Source organism: Galbitalea soli (assembly GCF_010686725.1).
Taxonomy (GTDB): Bacteria; Actinomycetota; Actinomycetes; order Actinomycetales; family Microbacteriaceae; genus Galbitalea; species Galbitalea soli.
Window position 1 is genome coordinate 479157 of record NZ_JAAGWZ010000001.1, and the last position, 19238, is coordinate 498394.

At 67.2% G+C, this 19238-nt stretch carries 12 protein-coding genes and 1 tRNA gene; 2 read left to right on the forward strand and 11 right to left on the reverse strand.

Annotated features, from left to right (window positions below):
* Positions 1-52: 52 nt before the first annotated feature.
* The 6 genes from uvrB to polA all read right to left on the reverse strand — a co-directional run bounded on the left by uvrB (position 53) and on the right by polA (position 9476).
* Entirely contained in the window at positions 53-2119 is a 2067-nt protein-coding gene (gene uvrB / locus G3T37_RS02250; protein ID WP_163471849.1) for an excinuclease ABC subunit UvrB, read from the reverse strand.
* Between the two features lie 64 nt (positions 2120-2183).
* Positions 2184-2792, reverse strand: coding sequence for a dephospho-CoA kinase (gene coaE / locus G3T37_RS02255; RefSeq protein WP_163471850.1), 609 nt, complete (start codon positions 2790-2792; stop codon positions 2184-2186).
* Between the two features lie 136 nt (positions 2793-2928).
* Positions 2929-4386, reverse strand: coding sequence for a 30S ribosomal protein S1 (gene rpsA / locus G3T37_RS02260; protein ID WP_163471851.1), 1458 nt, complete (start codon positions 4384-4386; stop codon positions 2929-2931).
* Between the two features lie 193 nt (positions 4387-4579).
* A complete protein-coding gene (locus G3T37_RS02265; RefSeq protein WP_163471852.1) occupies positions 4580-6259 on the reverse strand; it encodes a DUF885 domain-containing protein in 1680 nt (559 codons plus the stop codon).
* Between the two features lie 51 nt (positions 6260-6310).
* Complete coding sequence (locus G3T37_RS02270; RefSeq protein ID WP_163471853.1) at positions 6311-6757, reverse strand: PTS mannitol transporter subunit IIA; 447 nt, start codon at positions 6755-6757, stop codon at positions 6311-6313.
* A 49-nt stretch (positions 6758-6806) separates the two neighbouring features.
* A complete protein-coding gene (polA, locus tag G3T37_RS02275) occupies positions 6807-9476 on the reverse strand; it encodes a DNA polymerase I (protein WP_163471854.1) in 2670 nt (889 codons plus the stop codon).
* Between the two features lie 53 nt (positions 9477-9529).
* Here polA and G3T37_RS02280 point away from each other — a divergent pair, with 53 nt between their 5' ends.
* A complete protein-coding gene (locus G3T37_RS02280; RefSeq protein ID WP_163471855.1) occupies positions 9530-9958 on the forward strand; it encodes a PaaI family thioesterase in 429 nt (142 codons plus the stop codon).
* 71 nt (positions 9959-10029) lie between these two features.
* Here G3T37_RS02280 and G3T37_RS02285 read toward each other — a convergent pair whose 3' ends face one another.
* Both G3T37_RS02285 and G3T37_RS02290 read right to left on the reverse strand, forming a co-directional pair.
* Positions 10030-10635 (reverse strand): response regulator, encoded by a 606-nt coding sequence (locus tag G3T37_RS02285; protein ID WP_163471856.1) that lies wholly within the window; start codon positions 10633-10635, stop codon positions 10030-10032.
* A gap of 52 nt (positions 10636-10687) precedes the next feature.
* Positions 10688-10769, reverse strand: a tRNA-Leu gene (locus G3T37_RS02290).
* Positions 10770-10910: 141 nt separating this feature from the next.
* Here G3T37_RS02290 and G3T37_RS02295 point away from each other — a divergent pair.
* Positions 10911-11654: an HNH endonuclease family protein gene (locus tag G3T37_RS02295; protein WP_338401149.1), complete on the forward strand. Its 744-nt coding sequence runs from the start codon at positions 10911-10913 to the stop codon at positions 11652-11654.
* 52 nt (positions 11655-11706) lie between these two features.
* Here G3T37_RS02295 and pyk read toward each other — a convergent pair whose 3' ends face one another.
* Genes pyk through gltB form a run of 3 tightly spaced genes read right to left on the reverse strand, consistent with a single transcriptional unit; the run spans position 11707 to position 19217 of the window.
* The gene (pyk, locus tag G3T37_RS02300) at positions 11707-13149 is read right to left on the reverse strand and encodes a pyruvate kinase (protein ID WP_163471857.1); all 1443 of its coding nucleotides are present in this window, start codon (positions 13147-13149) and stop codon (positions 11707-11709) included.
* Between the two features lie 37 nt (positions 13150-13186).
* Positions 13187-14644, reverse strand: a complete 1458-nt coding sequence (locus tag G3T37_RS02305) for a glutamate synthase small subunit (RefSeq protein ID WP_163471858.1) — start codon at positions 14642-14644, stop codon at positions 13187-13189.
* Positions 14637-19217, reverse strand: a complete 4581-nt coding sequence (gene gltB, locus G3T37_RS02310) for a glutamate synthase large subunit (protein ID WP_163471859.1) — start codon at positions 19215-19217, stop codon at positions 14637-14639. The genes G3T37_RS02305 and gltB overlap by 8 nt, the downstream gene beginning before the upstream one ends.
* Positions 19218-19238 lie beyond the last annotated feature (21 nt).

The window sequence follows — 19238 nt, forward strand, 5'->3', positions numbered from 1 at the left end:
TCTACATTCTATGGAAGCCACCGACATCGACTTGACCGGGGGACGTCCCTGCTCAGCGCAGGTGCCCGGCAGACTCCATCTGGCGCAGCTCCTTCTTGAGCTCCGACACCTCGTCGCGGAGCCTGGCCGCCAACTCGAACTTGAGCTCGGCCGCAGCAGCGAGCATCTGCGCGTTGAGGTCGGCGATGATCTCTTCCAGCGAATTGCCACCGGCGGCGGCGAGACCTTCGCGACGGAGGTTGGGTGTCGGCGCCCGCTTCTTGCCCTGCTTCCCGGCGAGGAGCTCCGCCGTGTCGGCTCCCTCGCGCATGAGGATGTCGGTGATGTCGGCGATCCTCTTGCGCAGCGGCTGCGGATCCACTCCGCGTTCGAGGTTGTACGCCACCTGCTTCTCGCGGCGGCGGTTCGTCTCCTCGATGGCCTGCTTCATGGAGTCGGTGAGCACATCGGCGTACATGTGAACCTCGCCCGACACGTTGCGCGCGGCGCGACCGATGGTCTGGATGAGCGAGGTCGACGACCGCAGGAACCCCTCCTTGTCGGCGTCGAGGATTGCGACGAGCGACACCTCGGGGAGGTCGAGCCCCTCACGAAGCAGGTTGATTCCGACGAGCACGTCGTAGACCCCGGCGCGCAGTTCGGTGAGCAACTCGACCCGCCGGAGGGTGTCGACATCGGAGTGCAGGTAGCGCACGCGCACCCCCGCCTCGCTGAGGAAGCCGGTCAGTTCCTCCGCCATCTTCTTCGTGAGCGTGGTCACCAGGATCCGCTCGTCGCGCGCGACGCGCAGCCGGATCTGCTCGAGGAGGTCATCGATCTGCCCCTTGGAGGGCTTGACGACGATCTCGGGATCGATGAGGCCCGTGGGGCGGATGATCTGCTCGACCACGGAGTCGGTGATCCCCATCTCGTATCGCCCGGGCGTCGCCGAAAGGTAGACCTTCTGCCCCACCCGCTGCAGGAACTCCTCCCACTTGAGTGGTCGGTTGTCGAGCGCGCTCGGGAGTCGGAATCCGTGTTCTACAAGGGTGCGCTTGCGTGACGCATCGCCCTCGTACATCGCCCCGATCTGCGGGACCGTGACGTGGGACTCGTCGATGACGACGAGGAAGTCGTCGGGGAAGTAGTCGAGGAGGCAGTTCGGCGCCTCCCCCGGTGCGCGGCCGTCGATGTGCCGCGAATAGTTCTCGATCCCGCTGCAGAAGCCGATCTGCTCCATCATCTCGATGTCGAAGGTCGTGCGCATCCGGAGCCGCTGCGCCTCGAGCAGTTTTCCCTGGCGCTCGAGCTCGGCCAGGCGTTCCGCGAGCTCCTGCTTGATGGTCACGATCGCGCGCTTCATCGTGTCGGGGCTGGCGGCGTAGTGCGTCGCCGGGAAGACGGACACCGCCTCCATTCTCTGCAGAACCTCGCCGGTGAGCGGGTGCAGCGCGTAGATCGCCTCGATCTCGTCGCCGAAGAGCTCGATGCGGATGGCGTGCTCCTCGTAGACCGGGATGATCTCGATCGTGTCGCCGCGCACGCGGAACTTGCCCCGGGAGAAGTCGACGTCATTGCGCTGGTACTGCATGGCCACGAACTTGCGGATGAGCGTGTCGCGACCCACACGTTCGCCGACCTGAAGCGCGACCATCGCATCCAGGTACTCCTCCGCAGCCCCGAGACCGTAGATGCAGGAGACCGTGGAGACGACGACCACATCGCGGCGCGAGAGGAGCGAATTAGTCGTCGAGTGACGCAAGCGCTCCACCTCGGCGTTGATCGAGGAGTCCTTCTCGATGAAGGTGTCGGTCTGCGGAACGTAGGCCTCGGGCTGGTAGTAGTCGTAGTAGCTGACGAAATACTCGACCGCGTTGTTGGGCATCAGCTCCCGGAACTCGTTGGCGAGCTGCGCGGCCAGTGTCTTGTTGTGGGCGAGGACCAGGGTGGGCCGCTGCACCTGCTCGATGAGCCAGGCGGTCGTCGCCGACTTGCCGGTGCCCGTCGCACCCAGCAGCACGACGTCGGTCTCCCCGGCATTGATGCGGCCCGCGAGCTCGGCGATCGCCTGCGGCTGGTCGCCGCTCGGCACATACTCGCTCACGACCTCGAAGGGGTGGACGGCACGGGTGGGCTGCATGACTCCAGCCTACGCAGCGCCCCCGACATCGGCGGGGCCGTTCGCTCTGAGAGAGATCGGCGGCCTACGCGGCGGGCGCGATCTCCTGCCACAGCGCGTCGACCTGGCGGAGCGTCTCGTCGAGCGAGCCTCCGGCGTCGATCACGTCGTCGGCCAGGGCCAGGCGGGCCGCATCATCCGCCTGGGCCGATACCCGTCGTCGGGCCTCGTCCTCGCTCATTCCCCGCAGCTCCACCATGCGCTGAATGCGGGTCTCCACGGGTGCGTCGACGACGACCACGTGGTCGAAGCGCAGCGGCCGGTCCGCCGACGCCTCGGCGAGGAGCGGAACGTCGTAGACGACGACGGCGTGCGGATCGGCTGCCTCGGCCCGATCGAACAGCTCGCGCGCACGCCGCCAGATCGCCGGATGGGTGATCGCGCCGAGATCGGCGAGTGCCCGCGGGTCGGCGAAGACGATCGCTCCGAGCGCAGCCCGGTCGAGCCGCCCGTCGGCGCCGATCACGGGGTCACCGAATCGGTGCGCGATCTCTCTGAGTGCGGGCTGGCCCGGCTCGACGACCTCGCGGGCGAGCACATCCGCATCGACGACCACTGCGCCGAGCTGGCGGAACCGCTCGCTCACCGTGGACTTGCCCGAGGCGATCCCTCCCGTGAGGGCGATGAGCTTCATGCGCCCATGCTAACGGCGAGAGTGCGCCCCGGATGCACGGCTGACGGCGCACGCGCAGGACCGCATGCGCAGGTGCCCGGACGCACGGATGGCCGGCCACCCGAGGGTGACCGGCCATCCGGTGAGCTGAACGAGATCAGCTGTTGGACGACAGCTTCTCGCGCAGTGCGGCGAGCGACTCGTCGTCGGCAAGCGTTCCGGTGCTGCCCGAGTCGCTCGAGAAGGAGGACGCTCCCGCCGGGACGCCGGAGGAGATGGTGTCTTCCTCGGCAGCGGCCGCCGCGACCTGCTTCTTGTGAGCCTCCCAGCGAGCCTGGGCGGCAGCGTAGTCCTGCTCCCACTTCTCGCGCTGGGTCTCGAAGCCCTCGCGCCACTCGTTGGTCTCCGGGTCGAAGCCCTCCGGGTACTTGTAGTTGCCCTGCTCGTCGTACTCGGTGAGCATGCCGTACAGCGCCGGGTCGAACTCGGTGCCCTCGGGGTCGACACCCTCGTTGGCCTGCTTGAGGCTCAGCGAGATGCGGCGACGCTCGAGGTCGATGTCGATGACCTTGACGAACACCTCGTCGCCGACCGAAACGACCTGCTCCGCGAGTTCCACGTGCTTGCCCGACAGCTCCGAGATGTGAACCAGGCCCTCGATGCCCTCGGCGACGCGAACGAACGCACCGAAGGGAACGAGCTTCGTGACCTTGCCCGGTGCGACCTGCCCGATCGCGTGAGTGCGAGCGAACACCTGCCACGGGTCCTCCTGCGTCGCCTTGAGCGACAGCGACACGCGCTCGCGCTCGAGGTCGACCTCGAGGATCTCGACGGTGACCTCCTGGCCCACCTCGACGACCTCGCTGGCGTGCTCGATGTGCTTCCAGCTGAGTTCGGAGACGTGCACGAGACCGTCGACGCCGCCCAGGTCGACGAACGCACCGAAGTTGACGATCGACGACACGACGCCCTTGCGGACCTGGCCCTTGGAGAGGTTGTTGAGGAAGGTCGTGCGGGATTCGCTCTGCGTCTGCTCGAGCAGCGCGCGGCGGGACAGCACGACGTTGTTGCGGTTCTTGTCGAGTTCGAGGATCTTGGCCTCGATCTCCTGGCCGAGGTACGGCGTCAGGTCGCGGACCCGGCGGAGCTCGATGAGCGAGGCCGGGAGGAATCCGCGAAGTCCGATGTCGACGATGAGACCGCCCTTGACGACCTCGATGACCGAACCGGTCACCACGCCGTCGGCGTCCTTGATCTTCTCGACATCGCCCCACGCGCGCTCGTACTGCGCGCGCTTCTTGGAGAGGATGAGGCGGCCTTCTTTGTCTTCCTTCTGGAGGACCAGCGCCTCGACGCTGTCGCCGACCTGAACGACCTCGCTCGGGTCGACATCGTGCTTGATGGAGAGTTCGCGGGAGGGGATCACGCCCTCGGTCTTGTAACCGACGTCGAGGAGAACCTCGTCACGATCGATTTTGACAACGGTGCCTTCGATGAGGTCACCGTCGTTGAAGAACTTCAGAGTCTTTTCGACCGCGGCGAGAAAGTCTTCAGCAGATCCGATGTCGTTGATGGCGACCTGCTTGGGTGCCTTGGCGGTCGTTACGAGTGTCATGTAGTTAGTGCTCCAGTAGGGACATAGTTCAGGCCTGAGACGAGGATGCTTCTGTGGATTCGCCAAAGGCAGGCGGATAGGAATCGCGATTGCGACATTCCAGTCTATCGAGATCGATGAGGTAATGCCAGTTCAGAGGGACCGGATGCCCGCCGCGCACGAGCGCCGAGCATCCGGTCCCCCACCCCACCGCTCAGCGGAGCAGTGCGGTCTTCAGAGTGTCGAGTCCGACTCCCCCGAGGTCGAGCGCCCTCTTGTGGAACGCCTTCGGGTCAAACGCGGCTCCCTCGCGGGCGCGGTACTCGTCGCGAATCTGCTCCCAGATGCGCTGCCCGACCTTGTACGACGGGGCCTGGCCCGGCCAGCCGAGGTAGCGGTGCACCTCGAACCGGACGAACTCCGCGTTCATGTTCACGTTGCGCCCCATGAAGTCGAAGGCGTACTCGCCCGTCCAGGGTCCCTGGCCGTCCGGGCGCTGCTTCTCGAGGTGCACCCCGATGTCGAGGACGACGCGCGCGGCGCGCATGCGCTGCCCGTCGAGCATGCCGAGTCGATCGGCCGGATCGTCGAGGTAGCCCAGCTCTTCCATCAGGCGTTCGGCGTACAGCGCCCAGCCCTCAGCGTGGCCGGAGGTGCCGGCGAGCAGGCGGCGATAGCTGTTCAGGGTGTCGCGGTTGTACACTGCCTGCCCGATCTGGAGGTGATGGCCGGGAACGCCCTCGTGGTAGACGGTCGTGAGCTCACGCCAGGTGTCGAACTCGGTGACGCCCTCGGGCACCGACCACCACATCCGACCCGGGCGGGAGAAATCGTCGGTGGGGCCCGTGTAGTAGATGATCCCGGTCTGGTTGGGCGCGATCATGCACTCCAATCGCTTCACCGGATCGGGAATATCGAAGTGCGAGGCCGAGAGCTCGGCGATCGCGCGGTCGCTCGTCTCCTGCATCCACTCGCGCAGCGCGTCCGTGCCGTGGAGCTTGCGGCTGGCATCCGTCGCCAGGAACTCGATGGCCTCCTCGACCGACGCACCCGGCTTGATCTCGTGAGCGATGGACGTCTGCTCGTCGACCATGCGCTGCAACTCCTCGAGACCCCACTCATAGGTCTCGTCGAGGTCGATGGTGGCGCCCAGGAACGAGCGGGACGCGAGCTCGTAGATCTCGCGCCCCACCGCATCCTTCTCGCCGGCGACAGGGAGCAGTTCGCGCTCGAAGAAGTCGGCGAGAGAGCCGTAGGCTGCTGCCGCGACCTCGGCGCCGGTCTCGAGGTCTTTGCTGAGCCCGACGCTCACGCCCTCGGCACCGCCGACGAGTGTGCCGAACAGGCCCGCGGGATTGGCGGTGGTCTGCGACTGGGCGATGACCTCGCGCACCTGGCGGGCCGCCGGGACGATCCCCCGCGCGATTCCCTCGCGAAGCGTGGCGATGTAGCCGTCGATCGCCCCGGGAATGCCGTTCAGTCGCGACGAGACGTCGGACCAGTCCTTCTCGGTGCTGGTCGGCATGATGTCGAAGATCTCACGGATGCTCTGCACGGGTGAGGCGATGACGTTGACGTCGCGCAGCTGAAGCCCCAGTTCCGACTTCTGCAGCTCGAGAGTGAGTGTGTCGAGGAGGTCGGTCTTGGTGACCCGATCCACCTCGTCGATCGGTGTCGCGGACTCCAGCTCGGCGATGACCGACCTCGTGGCGGCCACCAGGGCCTCGTGGCCCTCCGGCGAGAAGTCCTCCCAGTCCCCCGTGCGCCCGTTGTCGAGGCCGATGTAGGTCGCGAGGGTGGGGGCGAGGTCAGCGAGGGTCGTCACCCACTTCTCGGCGATCGCATCGATCGGCGTAGTGGCCCGGGTGGAAGTCGACTGGTTCTCTACTGTCATGATTTTCAGCCTATGTCAGCCGTCGGGCGCGGGGCACCCCTTGCGCTCTGATCACCCCGCGAGGAGTGACCGCACCTCGCTCGGCGTTGCTGCCGACAGCAGGGCCTCGGCCCTCCCGCCGTCGAGAAGTGCGGCGGCGAGCTGGCTGAGGAGCGCGATGTAGCGCCGGCCGCGCGCCGCGATCCCGATCACGACGGAGACGGACTCGCCGCCCCAGTCGACGGGGTGCGCGAGCCGCACGAAGGCGAGTCCCTCGGCGAGGACCTCATCCTTCGCGCCGAGGGTGCCGTGCGGCATTGCGATGCCGTGGCCGACATAGGTGGAGACGGCGCGTTCGCGGTCGAGCATCTCGGCGATGTAGCTCGCCTCCACGGAACCGCGTGCGACGAGCATCCCCCCGACGTGACGGATCACGCCATTACGATCATCGAAGTCGAGGTCGAATGCGATGCCGGCGTCGGGAAGAAGGCGTCCCAGTTCGTCGAGTGTCGGAGCCATGCCAGAAAGATACCTCGCGTCGATGGGGTGGACCGTTCGGTCGCGGGGATCAGTGCGCAGCCTGGTCCCAGTTCTCCCCCGTGCCCACCTGCACGTCGAGCGGAACGCGCAGATCGGCCGCGTGCCCCATTCGGTCGCGCACGATCGCGGTCAGCGTCTCCAACTCGCCCGGGGCGACCTCGAACACGAGCTCGTCGTGCACCTGCAGCAGCATGCGCGACTCGAGGCCGTTCGCGGCGAGATCGTCGGCCACTCCCAGCATCGCGATCTTGAGGATGTCGGCGGCCGAGCCCTGAATCGGAGCGTTGAGCGCGGCCCGCTCCGCATTCTCCCGGAGGACGCGGTTGTTCGAGGTCAGGTCGCCGAAGGGCCGACGGCGACCGAAAATCGTCTCGGTGTATCCGTCGGTGCGCGCCTGTTCGACGACGTTGCGCAGGTACTCCCGCACGGCACCGAAGCGAGTGAAGTAGTCGGTCATCAGCTGCTTGGCTTCGCCCGTTTCGATGCGCAAATGCTTGCTGAGCCCGAAGGCGCTCAGCCCGTAGGCGAGGCCGTAGGACATCGCCTTGACCTTGGTGCGCATGAGCGGAGTGACCTCGGCCGGGGGCACCCCGAAGATACGGGAGCCGACGAAACGGTGCAGATCTTCGCCCTCGTTGAAGGCGAGGATGAGCCCCTCGTCGCCCGAGAGGTGGGCCATGATCCGCATCTCGATCTGCGAGTAGTCGGCGGTCAGCAGCGTCTCGAACTGCTGGCCACGGCGAAACGCCGAGCGGATCTCCCGACCGATCGCGGTCTTCACGGGAATGTTCTGCAGGTTCGGGTCGTTCGACGAGATGCGGCCCGTGCTGGTGCCCGTCTGGTCGTAGGTGGTGTGGATTCGACCGTCACCGCCGATACCGCGCTCGAGCGTCTCGATGATCTGCTTCAGCTTGCTCGCGTCACGGTGCTGCAGGAGAAGGTCGAGGAAGGGATGAGGAGCCTGCTCCTGAAGGTCGGCGAGGGAGGCCGCATCCGTGGAGAAGCCGGTCTTGTTCGCCCTCGTCTTGGGCATGCCGAGTTCCTCGAACAGGACCTGTTGCAGTTGCTTGGGCGAGCCGAGGTTCACCTCGTGGCCGATCTCGGCGTAGGACCGCGCGGCAAGGTCGGCCGCGGAGGCGGTCAGGCTGGCGTTCAGCCCCGCAAGGATCTCTGCGCTGACGGTGACGCCCGCCGTCTCCATGCCCGCGAGCACGGGGACGAGCGGCAGCTCGATGTCGGTGAGCACGCGCAGCGAACCTGCATCGAGCTTCTCCGCGAGATAGTGCGCCACCCGCACCGTGTACCAGGCCTCTGTCGCCGGGCTCACCGCCTCGGTGTCGGGCACGAGCTGGTTCGCGTCGGGTTGCGGAAGGGTCTCGCCGAGGTAGGAGTACACCTGTCCGGCCAGATCCTCGGGCTTGCCGCCGGGCTTCAGCAGCCACGCCGCGAGCCGGGTGTCGAAGGCGATCCCCCGAAGCGCGAGACCCGCGGCAGCGAGCAGCTTGAGGTCACGTTTGGAGTCGTGGAAGTACTTAGGGGAATCCCCCGCCAGCCAGGCCTCCAAGGCGGTGTAGTCCGGGCGGCCGGCAGCCCACGGCACGAATGCGCTCTCGGTCGCGGAGGCGATGCCGATTCCCGTCAATTCGCCCGAGATCAGCTCGAGACGCACCCCGAGCGGCGCCGTGCCCCGGGCACTGGCAGTGTCGAGCCACTTGGCGAGCTCCTCATCCACCATCGTGCGAACCACGGGGATCACCGACCCCGAGCCGAGCGCCTCAGCCGGCAGCGCGCCGTCGTCGCCGCTCTCCGCGGCCGCGATCTTGAGCACCCGTTCCTGCAGCGTGCGGAACTGCAGCTTGTCGAACACCTCGCGCACGCGGGCGCTGTTGATCGGCTTGCGTTCGAGGTCTGCGGGACCGACCGGCAGCGGGACATCGGTGAGCAGGTGATTGAGCTTGCGATTTCGAACCGCGCGATCGCTCTGCTCGCGCAGCTTCTCGCCGACGACGCCGGTGATCTCATCCGCGTGCTCGAGCACCCCCGCGAGACTGCCGTACTGGGTGATCCACTTCACGGCGGTCTTCTCGCCCACCTTGTCGATCCCGATCAGGTTGTCGCTGGTCTCGCCCACCAATGCGGCGATGTCGGGATACTGGTGCGGCTCGATTCCGTATCGTTCGAAGACGGTATCGCGGTCGTAGCGCTTGAGTTCTGACACACCCCGCGCGTTCGGATACAGCAGTGTCACGTTGTCGTCGATCATCTGGATCGCGTCGCGGTCTCCCGAGACCACGAAGACCTTGAAGCCCTCCTGCGACCCGCGATGAGCGAGGGTCGCGAGGATGTCGTCGGCCTCGTAGTCCTCTTTCGAGAGGGTCGGGATGCTCATCGCCGCGAGCGCCTCCTCGAGCAGCGGGATCTGGCCGATGAACTCTGGCGGGGTCTCCCCTCGCGTGCCCTTGTACTCCGGGTACTCGCGCGTGCGGAACGAATACCGCGAGATGTCGAAGGCGACCGCGAGATGGGTCGGCTTCTCCTTCGAGAGCAGGTTGATCAGCATCGAGATGAAGCCGTGGATCGCGTTCGTGTGCTGGCCTTCGCGGTTCACGAAGCTGTCCACGGGAAGCGCGTAGAACGCCCGGAACGCGAGGGAATGGCCGTCGATGACCATGAGGGTAGGCTTTTCGTCGTCCGTCACGAGTGCCAGCCTAGTAGGGGCCACTGACGCTCCCACCCTGTCGAAAGAAGCCGATGACGACCTTCCCCGCCGATCTGGATCCCGAGCTTCACGAGCGCCTGATCACCACCGGCGGTGGTGCGCTCGCCCGCAAGATGGGCATCGAATTCCTTGAGCTCTCGGCCGAGCACTCGGTGGCGCGGATGCCCGTCGAGGGCAACACGCAGGTCATCGGGCTGCTCCACGGGGGTGCGCACGTCGTGCTCGCGGAGTCCCTCGGCTCGGTCTCCTCGGCGATCCACGCGGGACCGGGGCGCTACGCGGTGGGGATCGAGATCAACGCGACCCACAGCCGCTCGATCACCGAGGGATGGGTGATCGCGGAGTGCACGGCGCTGGTGCTCGGCCGAACGCTGGCGACCCATGAGATCGTGATGCGCGACGAGGAGGGGCGCCGGCTTTCCACCGTGCGCATGACCAACATGCTGAGGGACGCGCGCTGAACCGTCGCGGCGCTGAACCGTCGAAGCGCTGAGCTATCAGCGACCGACGTGCGGCTCTCGGCTGCCGGACGCTACTTCTTGGCGCTGAGCTGCTCGATGATCGCCTGAGCGACGTCGTGCATCGTGAGCCGGCGATCCATCGACGCCTTCTGAATCCAGCGGAACGCCTCCGGCTCGGTCAGGCCCATCTTCTCGTTGAGGAGGCCCTTCGCCCGGTCGACGAGCTTGCGCGTCTCGAAGCGCTCCACGAGGTCGGCCACCTCGGCCTCGAGCGTGATGATCTGCGAGTAACGGCTCAGAGCGATCTCGATCGCCGGGAGCAGGTCGTTGGGCGTGAAAGGCTTCACAACGTAGGCGAGTGCGCCCGCCTCGCTGGCCCGCTCGACGAGCTCCTTCTGGCTGAAGGCGGTCAGTAGCACGACCGGGGCGATGTGGTTCTTGGTGAGTCGCTCCGCCGCCGAGATGCCGTCCAGCTGGGGCATCTTGACGTCCATGATGACGAGGTCGGGTCGCAGCTCGGTGGCGAGGGCGACCGCTGTCTCGCCGTCCCCCGCCTCGCCCACGACCTCGAAGCCGTTGTCGCGGAGGGTCTCGACGATGTCGAGACGAATCAGCGACTCATCCTCGGCGACGACGACGCGTCGCGGTGCTGCGGGGGACGTTCCTTGCTCACTCACGATCCAACCCTACGGTATGAGGCCAGACGGTGGTGCGCAGTCCGTCTCGAAGTGCCCATCCCGGGACTTGAACCCGGACGCCCGAAGGCGCCGCATTTTGAGTGCGGTGCGTCTGCCGATTCCGCCAGATGGGCTGGCCGGGGCGTCGCGGCCCCACAGGAATGCTAGCCGAGTCGACGGTGCTGTCGTCACACGGTCTCGAGCGATCTCCCTCGACGCGGCTCTCTACGGCGCGGCCCGGTGACCCGCGGGATGCCCGCTCCTATGCTCGGATCGTGTCCGCTCTGCCTCGCCGTCGCGCCTCCGCCGCGATCGCTCCGGCCGCCCTGCTCCTGGTGGTCCTCCTCAGTGGGTGCAGCACGTCCGAGATCGACTGGCCGGGTCCGAGCGGCGCCACCGGCGGGGATCAGGGCGGATCGGCCGCGCCGTCGCCGACCGTCACCGGAGCACCGGGCTCCGCGCTCGCGCTGCTTGCAACCCTCCCGGTGAAGGGGCGCGCGCCGAAGACGGGCTACGACCGGGTGGGCGACTTCGGCCAGGCGTGGCTCGATGTCGACCATAACGGCTGCGACACGCGCAACGACATCCTGGGACGCGACCTGACTCGCATCGTGCGCCAGGGCACGTGCCGCGTGCTGCGCGGCGACCGGCTCGACCCGTACACGGGGAAGGTCATCCACTTCGTTCGCGGCAACGCGACGTCGACCCTCGTGCAGATCGACCACGTCGTGCCGCTCTCGAATGCGTGGCAGACGGGAGCCCAGGCGATCGGGATGTCCGCACGCGAGCATCTCGCCAACGACCCGCTCAACCTGCTCGCCGTCGACGGCGCCACCAATGAGCAGAAGAGCGACAGCGACGCCGCGAGCTGGCTGCCACCCCGCCGCAGCTTCTGGTGCAGCTACGTCGCACGACAGATCTCGGTGAAGGCGAAGTACCGACTCTGGGTGACGACCGCGGAACGTGACGCGATGCGACGCGTGCTCGCCACCTGTCCCACTCAGCCCGGTTATCGCTGATGGCCCCGCCGATCCGGATTTCTCCGGGGGCGGGGCCATCGCGACGACGGGATCAGTCGTGGTGGGCGAGGGCCGTTTCGCTCGTCGCCGTTCCCACGACGTGCACGCGCAGGTCGTTGGTCGTGCCCGAGATCCCGGGAGGGGATCCGGAGATCACGACGACCTTGTCGCCCTTCTCGGCGAGACCCTCGGAGAGCAGGATGTCGTCGACCTGGTGGTACATGGCGTCGGTGTGCGTGACACGGGGAACGACGAAGCTCTCGATGCCCCAGAAGAGCGCCATGCGGCGCCGAATGGCGGGGTCGGGAGTGAAGGCCTTCATCGGGATCCGGTAGCGCAGTCGCGACATGCGGCGTGCGGCGTCGCCCGACTCGGTGAAGACGCAGACGTACTTCGCCTCGACGAAGTCGGCGACCTCGACCGCCGCCAGCGTGATCGCGCCCCCCTGCGTGCGCGGCTTGGTTCCGAGCGGGGGGATCCGCTCCAGTCCGTGGTCTTCGGTCGACGAGACGATGCGCGCCATCGTCTGCACCGTGATGACGGGGTAGTCGCCCACGCTCGTCTCGCCGCTCAGCATGACCGCGTCGGCGCCGTCGAGTACCGCGTTGGCGACGTCCGACGTCTCCGCCCGCGTGGGCACAGGGCTCGAGATCATCGATTCGAGCATCTGTGTCGCGACGATGACCGGCTTGGCCATGCGGCGAGCGAGTTCGATGGCGCGCTTCTGCACGATCGGCACCGCCTCGAGCGGAAGTTCGACGCCGAGGTCTCCGCGCGCGACCATGATCGAGTCGAAGGCGTCGATGATCGCCTCGAGGTTGTCGACCGCCTGCGGCTTCTCGATCTTGGCGATCACGGGAACCTTGCGACCCTCCTCCGCCATGATCTCGTGCACGCGCGTGATGTCGTCGGCGTTGCGAACGAAGGACAGCGCGATCAGGTCCGCACCGAGCCGGAGGCCCCAGCGGAGGTCGGCCTCGTCCTTCTCCGACAGCGCGGGAACGTTGACGGCCACCCCGGGCAGGTTGATGCCCTTGTTGTTCGACACGGGTCCGGCGACGACGACCTCCGTCGTGACGACCGTGCCGTCGGTTCCGAGCACCTTGACCTTGACCTTGCCGTCATCGATGAGGAGGAAGTCACCGGGCGAGACGTCCTGCGGCAGCCCCTTGAAGGTCGTCCCGGAGAGCTCCTTGGTGCCGAGAACCTCCTCGGTCGTGATCTTGAAGATGTCGCCCACGGCGAGCTCGTACGGTCCGCCCTCGAACTTGCCGAGTCGGATCTTCGGGCCCTGGAGGTCGACCAGGACGGCGACAGCGCGGCCGGAATCGTCCGCTGCCTTACGCACGTTGCGGTAGACGGCCTCGTGCACGTCGTAGGAGCCGTGGCTCAGGTTCATGCGGGCGACATCGACTCCTGCATCGATGATGGCCCTGATGTTTTCATAGCTCGACGTGGCGGGGCCAAGTGTCGCGACGATCTTCGCTCGTCTCATTGCGTCCTTCTGTGTGGTGGTGGTGGATCGGGACAAATCAGATGGAGATGGCGCGGTCGGTGGGCTTCACCGGGAACGGAAGTTCCGTCTCCCCCTCGAGGAAGCGGTCGACCGCCGACGCTGCCGCGCGGCCCTCGGCGATCGCCCAGACGATGAGCGACTGCCCGCGGCCGGCGTCGCCGGCGACGAACACACCGGATTCGCTGGTCTCGTAGTTGTCGGCGCGCGCCACGTTACCCCGTGAATCGAAGGGGATGGCGAGCTGCGTGTCGAGGGTGTCCGTCTCGGGCCCGGTGAATCCGAGCGCGAGGAGGACGAGGTCGGCGGGGATGTCACGCTCGGTACCGGCCTTCGGCACCCGGCGCCCGTCGAGATACTCCGTCTCGGCGACGCGGATTCCGCGGACCTCTCCCACCTCGTTGGAGAGGAACTCGACGGTGGAGGCGAGGTAGACGCGCTCCCCGCCCTCCTCGTGGGCGCTGGAGACCTCGAACAGAGTCGGCGCCATCGGCCACGGCTGGTGTTCGGGACGCTCGGTGGGCGGCTGGATGCCGATCGCCAGATTGGTGACCGACAGGGCTCCCTGCCGGTGAGCGGTGCCGATGCAGTCGGCGCCGGTGTCGCCGCCGCCGAGCACGACGACGTGCTTGCCCTCGGCGGTGATCTGCTCGGCGACGCTGTCGCCCGCACCCGCCTTGTTCTGCTGCACGAGGTATTCCATCGCGAAATGGACTCCGAGCAGGTCGCGTCCGGGAACGGCGAGGTCGCGCGGCTTCATCGCGCCGGTGGCGATGATCACGGCGTCGTAGCGCGACTTGAGGTCGGCCCAGGAGATGTCGACGCCGATCTCGACACCCGCACGGAATCGCGTGCCCTCGGCCTGCATCTGGGCGAGACGCGTCTCGAGGTGCTTCTTCTCCATCTTGAAGTCCGGGATGCCGTAGCGCAGCAGGCCGCCGATGCGGTCATCGCGTTCGTACACCGCGACCGTGTGACCCGCGCGCGTCAACTGCTGCGCTGCGGCGAGACCCGCGGGCCCCGATCCGACGACCGCGACCGTCTTGCCCGTCAGCCGCTCGGGCGGGTGCGGAGTGACCCAGCCGTTCGCGAAGGCCTGATCGATGATCGAGACCTCCACCTGCTTGATCGTCACCGGGTCCTGGTTGATTCCCAGAACGCAGGAGGACTCGCAGGGCGCGGGGCACAGCCGACCCGTGAACTCCGGGAAGTTGTTGGTCGCGTGCAGACGCTCGATCGCGGCACGACCCTCGTCGCGCCAGGTGAGGTCGTTCCACTCCGGAATGAGATTTCCCAACGGACAGCCCTGGTGACAGAACGGGATGCCGCAGTCCATGCACCGACCCGCCTGACGTCGAAGCGTCGCGGAATCGCCCTGCTCGTAGACCTCTTTCCAGTCCATGAGCCTGAGGGCGACCGGGCGCCGCTTCGGGGTCTCGCGAACCGGGACCTTGAGGAATCCCTTCGGGTCAGCCACCGGTCACCTCCAGGATTCGTCCCCAGACGACGTCGCTGTCGGGGTCGAGCCCCTCGTCGATCGCGGCCTGGCGGGTTTCGAGAACCGCGGCGTAGTCGCGCGGCACAACTTTGACGAAACGGGCCACCGTCTCGTCGAGGGAGTCGAGCATGCGAGCGGCGAGCGCGGAATCCGTCTCGTCGAGGTGCCGACGCAGCAGGTCACTGAGGATCTCGACGTCGCCGCTCCCGAGGGCCTCGAGGCGAAGCTCGCCTCCCTCGAGGGATTCCCGGTTGACGCGCTCGGGTTTGAGGTCGTACACATAGGCGGTCCCGCCTGACATGCCCGCTCCGAGGTTGTGGCCCGTCGCACCCAGGATGACCGCGAGTCCGCCCGTCATGTACTCGAGAGCGTGATCGCCCACACCCTCCACGACCGCCGTCGCTCCCGAGTTGCGGACGAGGAAGCGCTGTCCCACGGTGCCGCGGATGAACATGCTGCCGCTCGTCGCGCCGTAGCCAATCACGTTGCCCGCGATCACGTTCTCCTCGGCCGCGAAGGCCGACGCCGGATTGGGGCGAACGATGATCTCGCCGCCACACAAGCCCTTGCCGACGTAGTCGTTGCTGTCGCCGATGAGACGGAGCGTGATACCACCCGGCATGAAGGCGCCGAGGGATTGGCCGGCGGAGCCGTGCAGGGTCACGTCGATCGAACCGCTCGGCAGGCCGTGCTCGCCGTGGCGGATCGTGACCTCGTGGCCGAGCATCGTGCCGACGGCGCGCTCGGTGTTCCGGATGGGAAGGTCGATCGTCACCCGCGTGCCCGGGTTGTCGAGAGCGTCCTGGGACTGACGGATCAGTTCGACGTCGAAATGCTTCTCGAGCTCGTGGTTCTGCTCGCGTCGGTTGCTGCGCGGCTCGTGCTCGCCGAAGCTCGGCCCGACGAGAATCGGGGCCAGGTCGAGGCCCGACGCCTTCCAGTGCTCGACGGCGCGGTCGACGTCGAGCAGCTCGTGGTGCCCGATCGCCTCTTCGAGGGTTCGGAAGCCGAGCGCGGCGAGGTACTCGCGCACCTCCTGCGCCAGGAACTCCATGAAGTTGACGACGAACTCCGGCTTGCCGGTGAAGCGCTCTCGCAGCACGGGGTTCTGCGTCGCGACACCGACGGGGCAGGTGTCGAGGTGGCACACGCGCATGAGGATGCAACCGGACACGACGAGCGGCGCCGTGGCGAAGCCGAACTCCTCGCCGCCGAGGAGGGCGGCGATGATGACATCGCGGCCCGTCTTCATCTGACCGTCGACCTGCACGACGACGCGATCGCGCATCCCGTTGAGCATGAGGGTCTGCTGGGTCTCGGCGAGGCCGATCTCCCACGGCGTGCCCGCGTGCTTGAGGGAGTTGAGGGGGCTGGCGCCCGTGCCGCCGTCGTGCCCCGAGACGAGCACGACGTCGGCAAGCGCCTTCGTGACGCCCGCCGCGACCGCCCCGATGCCGGACTGGCTCACCAGCTTGACGTGCACCCGTGCGGAGGGGTTGGCGCGCTTCACATCGAAGATGAGTTGCTTGAGGTCTTCGATCGAGTAGATGTCGTGGTGCGGCGGCGGCGAGATGAGGCCGACACCGGGGGTGCCGTTGCGGGTGCGGGCGATCCACGGATAGACCTTGCCCGACGGCAACTGACCACCCTCGCCGGGCTTCGCGCCCTGTGCCATCTTCAACTGGATGTCGGTCGCGTTGGTGAGGTAGAGGCTCGTGACCCCGAACCGCCCGGAGGCGACCTGCTTGATCGCGCTGCGCCGGCTCGGGTCGAGCAGGCGGTCGACATCTTCGCCGCCCTCACCGGTGTTCGACTTGCCGCCGATGCTGTTCATGGCGATCGCCAGCGTCTCGTGGGCCTCCTTGGAGATGGAGCCGTAGCTCATCGCCCCCGTCGAGAACCGTCGCACGATCGCGGAGACCGGCTCGACCTCGTCGATCGGAACCGGCTTGCGGTGCGTCGTGCGGAACTTGAACAGCCCACGCAGAGTCATGAGGTTCTCGGCCTGCTCGTCGACGAGCTTCGTGTACTCACGGAAGATGTCGTAGCGGCGGGCACGCGTCGAGTGCTGCAGCTTGAACACGGTCTCGGGGTTGAACAGGTGCGGCGGACCCTCGCGGCGCCACTGGTACTCGCCGCCGATGCCGAGGCGCTCGTGCGCGCTGACCGCGCCGTCCTCGGGATACGCGGCGGAGTGGCGCGCCGCGCTCTCCTCGGCGATCACCTCCATGCCCACGCCGCCCAGAAGGCTGGTCGTGCCCGTGAAGTACTGATCGACGAACTCCTGCGAAAGGCCGACCGCCTCGAAGGCCTGGGCCCCCGCGTACGAGCCCACGACAGAGATGCCCATCTTGGACATGATCTTGAGAACGCCCTTGCCGAGCGCCTTGATGAGGTTCTTGACCGCCTTCTCGGAGGTGATGCCCTCGATCATGCCGCTGCGGACGAGCTCTTCCGCAGTCTCCATCGCGAGGTACGGGTTGATCGCCGAGGCGCCGTAGCCGATGAGGAGTGCCACATGGTGGACCTCGCGCACATCGCCCGCCTCGACGACGATGCCGACCTTCATCCGGGTCTCGTTGCGGATGAGGTGGTGGTGCACCGTCGCCAGCATGAGCAGCGACGGGATGGGCGCGTAGTCCTTGTTCGAGTCGCGGTCGGAGAGCACGATGAACTGCGCACCGTTCTCGATCGCCTCGTCGACCTCCTGGCACATCTTCGCCAGGCGCTTCTCCATCGCCTTCGGTCCCTTGTCGACCCGGTAGAGCCCGCGAATCGTCGTCGTGAGATGGCTGCCGGGGGTCGGATCGATGTGCTGGATCTTCGCCAACTCGTCGTTGTCGATCACCGGGAAGTCGAGGATGACCTGCCGCGCGTGCTCGGGGGTCGCGGTGAGGAGGTTGCGCTCCGGTCCCAGCCCGAGGCTCATCGACGTCACGACCTCTTCGCGGATCGAGTCGAGCGGCGGGTTGGTGACCTGGGCGAACTGCTGCGAGAAGTAGTCGAACAGCAGCCGGGGTCGGTCGGAGAGCACCGCGATGGGGGTGTCGGAGCCCATCGCACCGAGCGGCTCCACACCGTTCTTCGCCATCGGGGTGAGCAGGATGCGCACCTCCTCTTCGGTGTAGCCGAAGGTGCGCTGGCGTCGGGTGACCGAGGCGGGCGTGTGCACGATGTGCTCCCGCTCGGGCAGGTTCTTGAGGTTGATACGGCCCGCCTCGAGCCACTCGCCCCACGGCTTCTCGGCGGCGAGCGTCGCCTTGATCTCGTCGTCGTCGATCAGGCGGCCCTCGGCCGTGTCGACGAGGAACATCTTGCCGGGCTGCAGGCGACCCTTGCGGACGACCCGCTCCGGCGCGATGTCGAGGACGCCGATCTCCGACGCGAGCACGACGAGGTCGTCGTCGGTCACGAGGTAGCGTCCCGGGCGCAGCCCGTTGCGGTCGAGAGTGGCGCCCACGAGCGAGCCGTCGGTGAAGACGAGCGCCGCCGGACCGTCCCACGGCTCCATAAGCATCGAGTGGTACTCGTAGAAGGCGCGACGCTCGGGGTCGATGTCGGGCTGGTTCTCCCAGGCCTCCGGCACCATCATCATGATCGCGTGCGGCAGCGAGCGTCCGGTGAGCGACAGCAGCTCCACGACCTCGTCGAAGGAGGCGGAGTCGCTCGCGCCCGGCGTGACGATGGGCAGAACAGGACGGATGTCGCCGAGCAGCTCGGATTCGAGCTGGGACTGGCGGGCGCGCATCCAGTTGCGGTTGCCCTGCACGGTGTTGATCTCGCCATTGTGGGCGATCATGCGGAAGGGCTGGGCCAAGGGCCAGGACGGGAAGGTGTTCGTGGAGTACCGCGAGTGCACGAGCGCGAGCTTCGAGGTGAATCGCGCGTCGCTCAGATCGGGATAGAACGGCTCCAGCTGAAGGGTCGTGACCATTCCCTTGTAGACCAGAGTTCGGCTCGAGAGCGAGGGGAAATAGGCACCCAGCTCCCGCTCGGCGCGCTTGCGCAGGCGGAACGTCTGCCGGTCGAGGGAGATTCCCGCGTGGTGCACGCCGGCGCCGTCGGTGAGTGTCGACGCGACGAACAGCTGCTCGAACTCGGGCATGGCCGCCCGCGCGAGGGTGCCGATCTGCTCGGGGTCGACGGGCACATCCCGCCAACCGATGACGCGCAGGTTCTCCTGGCGCGCGATCTCCTCGATCGCCGCCTTCAGGCTCGCGCGCTCCTCAGCGGCTGTCGGCAGGAAGGCCATCCCGACCGCGTACTCCCCCGCGGCGGGAAGCTCGAATGGCGCAACCGCGCGGAGGAAGTCGTCGGGGATCTGGGTGATGATGCCGGCGCCGTCACCGGTTCCCGCATCGGAGCCGATCGCTCCGCGGTGCTCGAGGTGACGAAGCGCCTCGAGAGCCAGCTCGATGATGTCGTGCCCGGCGACTCCGCGAAGGGTCGCCACCATCGCGAGGCCGCAGGCATCGCGTTCGTTCCGCGGGTTGTAGAGACCCTGCGCGGTGGGGATCGAGCTGAAGCTCGAGAAGGGTGGCGTGAGAGCCATGTAGTACCGTCCTCACGATGA

What these genes read in the sequence shown, in the direction of transcription:
- uvrB (WP_163471849.1), bottom strand. Translation starts at nt 2,119, where the DNA reads ATGCAGCCCACCCGTGCCGTCCACCCCTTCGAGGTCGTGAGCGAGTAT.
- coaE (WP_163471850.1), bottom strand. Translation starts at nt 2,792, where the DNA reads ATGAAGCTCATCGCCCTCACGGGAGGGATCGCCTCGGGCAAGTCCACG.
- rpsA (WP_163471851.1), bottom strand. Translation starts at nt 4,386, where the DNA reads ATGACACTCGTAACGACCGCCAAGGCACCCAAGCAGGTCGCCATCAAC.
- G3T37_RS02265 (WP_163471852.1), bottom strand. Translation starts at nt 6,259, where the DNA reads ATGACAGTAGAGAACCAGTCGACTTCCACCCGGGCCACTACGCCGATC.
- G3T37_RS02270 (WP_163471853.1), bottom strand. Translation starts at nt 6,757, where the DNA reads ATGGCTCCGACACTCGACGAACTGGGACGCCTTCTTCCCGACGCCGGC.
- G3T37_RS02280 (WP_163471855.1), top strand. Translation starts at nt 9,530, where the DNA reads ATGACGACCTTCCCCGCCGATCTGGATCCCGAGCTTCACGAGCGCCTG.
- pyk (WP_163471857.1), bottom strand. Translation starts at nt 13,149, where the DNA reads ATGAGACGAGCGAAGATCGTCGCGACACTTGGCCCCGCCACGTCGAGC.
- gltB (WP_163471859.1), bottom strand. Translation starts at nt 19,217, where the DNA reads ATGGCTCTCACGCCACCCTTCTCGAGCTTCAGCTCGATCCCCACCGCG.